Annotated in this window: 3 protein-coding genes; all 3 read left to right on the top strand. The window is 56.9% G+C overall.

The features are described from left to right. Window positions 1–158 precede the first annotated feature (158 nt). The 3 genes from gatC (at window position 159) to gatB (ending at window position 3,455) form a co-directional block, all read left to right on the top strand. Window positions 159–449, top strand: a complete 291-nt coding sequence (gene gatC / locus ACE99V_RS20140; RefSeq protein WP_400492978.1) for an Asp-tRNA(Asn)/Glu-tRNA(Gln) amidotransferase subunit GatC — start codon at window positions 159–161, stop codon at window positions 447–449. 91 nt (window positions 450–540) lie between these two features. Beyond that, complete coding sequence (gene gatA, locus ACE99V_RS20135; protein ID WP_400492979.1) at window positions 541–2,013, top strand: Asp-tRNA(Asn)/Glu-tRNA(Gln) amidotransferase subunit GatA; 1,473 nt, start codon at window positions 541–543, stop codon at window positions 2,011–2,013. A 5-nt stretch (window positions 2,014–2,018) separates the two neighbouring features. Further along, window positions 2,019–3,455: an Asp-tRNA(Asn)/Glu-tRNA(Gln) amidotransferase subunit GatB gene (gatB, locus tag ACE99V_RS20130; RefSeq protein WP_400492980.1), complete on the top strand. Its 1,437-nt coding sequence runs from the start codon at window positions 2,019–2,021 to the stop codon at window positions 3,453–3,455. The last annotated feature ends 214 nt before the right edge of the window (window positions 3,456–3,669 follow it).

The following is a 3,669-nucleotide window of genomic DNA, read 5'->3' as shown; positions in this document are numbered from 1 at the left end:
CAATGTGATTATCTCCTGTCCCATGGTGACATTTTCATAGAACAGTTACACAGTGACAATATCACAGAACAATAACAAGCCCCCACCGCTTAAATTGACTGTTTACGCCTCTTTCAAGTAAGATCAATGTTATGTACAAGTCTCGGAGGTGACCTGCTTTGAGTACCATTTCCCGCAAGGAAGTCGAACACGTAGCCAATTTGGCCCGTCTCAACCTGACGGAAGAAGAGGCCGAGCGCTATACCAAAGATCTGAACGCCATTCTGGAGTTTGCCGCAAAGCTGAACGAGCTCGACACGTCCGACGTACCGCCCACCAGCCATGCGACAGACGTGAAAAATGTCATGCGCGAGGACGTGAACCGTCCGTCCGTTTCCCGCGAAGAGGCGCTGCGCAACGCGCCAGAGCACGAAGACGGCCAGTTCAAGGTTCCGGCTGTGTTTGAATAAAAGACGTACGAAGCCCCCTGCGGGGACCTGGGTGTGGCTGCGCATAGAAGAAAATCGAGGTAGTTTCGCCACTAAGAAGGGAGGAAACAGCGTGTCTTTATTTGACAAGCGTTTATCAGAGATACATAGCGACCTGAGAAAGAAAGAAATTTCTGTCACCGATCTGGTGGAAGCCTCGCTCACCAGCATCAGGGAAGCGGATGGTGAAGTGAAATCCGTCCTGTACGTCGATGAAGAACAGGCCCGCCTTCAGGCAAAAGCGTTGGACGAGCGTCTGTCCCAGGGAACGGAAGAGCTGGGGCTTTTGTACGGCTTGCCGGCCGGACTGAAGGACAACATCGTCACGCAGGGGCTCCGCACCACCTGCGCCAGCAAATTTTTGGCCAATTACGACCCGATCTACGATGCGACGGTGTCGAAAAAGGTAAAGGATGCCGACGCCCTGATCGTTGCCAAGCTGAACATGGACGAGTTTGCCATGGGCGGTTCCAACGAAAACTCCGGATTCTTCCCGACGAAAAACCCGTGGAACACGGAGTACGTACCGGGGGGATCGAGCGGCGGTTCCGCAGCAGCGATGGCTTCCCGCCATTTTTACTTTACGCTCGGTTCCGACACCGGCGGTTCCATCCGCCAGCCGGCCGCTTTTTGCGGCGTGGTGGGTCTGAAGCCGACCTATGGACGCGTTTCCCGCTTCGGTCTGGTGGCGTTTGCTTCGTCGCTTGACCAGATCGGCCCGATTACCAAGAACGTGGAGGACGCTGCTTACGTGCTGCAGGCAATTGCCGGCCATGACGAGTACGATTCCACCTCAGCCGCAGTTGACGTTCCGGACTATCTGTCTGCTCTGACCGGTGATGTAAAGGGACTGCGCATTGGCGTACCGAAGGAACTGATTGGGGAAGGAATCGATGCGGAGGTTCGTGACGCCGTGCTCGCCGCCCTGAAGCAGCTGGAGAGCATGGGGGCGACCTGGAGCGAGGTCTCCATGCCGCACACTGAATACGCAGTGCCTGCGTACTATCTGCTTGCTTCCTCGGAGGCATCCTCCAACCTGGCCCGTTTTGACGGCGTGCGCTACGGCGTGCGTGCCGACAACGCGGACAACCTGATCGAGCTGTACAAGGAATCGCGCAGCCAGGGCTTTGGCTCCGAAGTGAAGCGCCGCATCATGCTGGGGACATACGCCCTCTCCTCCGGTTACTATGACGCGTATTACAAAAAGGCGCAGCAGGTGCGCACGCTGATTATCCGCGACTTTGAGAGCGTGTTTGCCAACTTCGATGTCATCCTGCACCCGACCACGCCGACTACGGCGTTTAAGATCGGGGAAAACATCGACGACCCGGTGAAAATGTACCTGGAAGACATCTGTACGGTACCGGTCAACCTGGCCGGTCTTCCGGCCATCAGTGTACCGTGCGGCTTTGCTGCGAACGGTCTGCCGATCGGCATGCAGATCGTCGGCAGGGCGTTTGACGAGTCCACCATCCTGCGCGTGGCCCACGCCTATGAACAGGCCACAGAGCATCATCTGCGCAAACCGGAATGGGTGAGGGGGTAAGAGTGATGAACCAGTTTGAAACCGTCATCGGCCTGGAGGTCCACGCCGAACTTTCCACCAAGAGCAAAATCTTCTGCGGCTGTCCGACCGAATTTGGCGCGCCGCCGAATACGCATACCTGCCCAATCTGTCTGGGCCATCCCGGCGTGCTGCCTGTCACCAACAAGCAGGCCGTAGAATTTGCGATGAAGGCTGCCCTCGCATTGAACTGCGAAATCTCACGCGAGACCAAGTTCGACCGGAAAAACTACTTCTACCCGGACTCGCCAAAGGCGTACCAGATCTCCCAGTACGACCAGCCGATCGGCAAAAACGGCTGGATTGACATCGAGGTGAACGGGGAGAAAAAACGCATCGGCATCAACCGTCTGCACCTGGAGGAGGATGCCGGCAAGCTGACCCACTCTGAGTATGGCGGAGGCTCGCTCGTCGACTTTAACCGCGTCGGCGTGCCGCTGGTGGAGATCGTTTCGGAACCCGATCTTCGCTCCCCGGAAGAAGCGAAGGCCTATCTGGAAAAATTGAAGTCGATCCTGCAGTACACCGAGGTGTCCGACGTGCGCATGGAGCAGGGCTCGCTGCGCTGCGACGCCAACGTCTCCATCCGTCCGGTCGGGCAAAAGGAGCTCGGCACGAAGACCGAGCTGAAAAACATGAACTCGTTCCGCAACGTGCAGGCCGGTCTGGAGTACGAAGTGGAGCGGCAGAAGCTGGTGGTCCTCTCCGGCGGCAAAGTGGTGCAGGAAACCCGCCGCTGGGACGAAAACAACCGGAAGACCGTCGCGATGCGCAGCAAGGAAGAAGCTCACGATTACCGCTACTTCCCGGACCCGGACCTGGTGCGCATGCAGATCTCCGACGAGTGGATCGAGGCGGTAAAGGCCTCCATTCCGGAGCTTCCGGACGCCCGTCAGTCCCGCTACATCAACGACTACGGCCTGTCGAGCATCGACGCCGGGGTCATCACCATGTCCAAGGAGACGGCCGACTTCTTTGACGAAGCCGTGAAGACCGGCGCAGACGCGAAAGCGGTGGCCAACTGGCTCATGGGAGAGCTGCTCGGCTATCTGAATGCGAACAACCTGGAACTGAAGGACGTCAAAATCACGCCGCACGGCCTCGGCGAGATGATCAAGCTGATTGAGAACGGCACGATTTCTTCCAAGATCGCCAAAACCGTCTTCAAAGAGATGGTGGAGACGGGCAAGGACCCAAAAGCGGTTGTCGAAGAAAAAGGGCTGGTGCAGATCAGCGACGAGGGCGCTCTGCGTCAGGTAGTCGCCGAAGTCATCGCCGGCAACCCGCAAGCGGTGGAAGACTTCAAGGCCGGAAACGAAAAGGCTCTCGGTTTCTTCGTCGGACAAGTGATGAAGCAAACCAAAGGCAAGGCCAACCCGCCGCTGGTCAACAAGTTGATCATGGAGGCGCTCCAAAGCGTGTAGAAAAACCGGCACTCTCCCTGTTTACGGGGAGAGTGTTTTTTGGTATATAGGAATTTATAAAATTGGACATCCCATACAGCCGCTAGGAAATTGTTCGGGGCCCCGCCCGGCGAAGAAAGGGACCCCACTCGGCACAGCGATAGCTAGTTTCCCCTGAAAAATTCCTGGGGTAAGTCAAAAACAAAAGGAATTCAGCTCTCTAAATGGAAGTAGT

The sequence above is a fragment of the Brevibacillus soli genome (genome assembly GCF_044759095.2).
In the GTDB taxonomy this organism is placed as follows: domain Bacteria; phylum Bacillota; class Bacilli; order Brevibacillales; family Brevibacillaceae; genus JBIYSM02.
This window is presented reverse-complemented; position numbering and strand designations above follow the sequence as displayed.

Coding starts and splice junctions, on each gene's coding strand:
- gatB (WP_400492980.1), top strand. CDS start 2,019: ATGAACCAGTTTGAAACCGTCATCGGCCTGGAGGTCCACGCCGAACTT.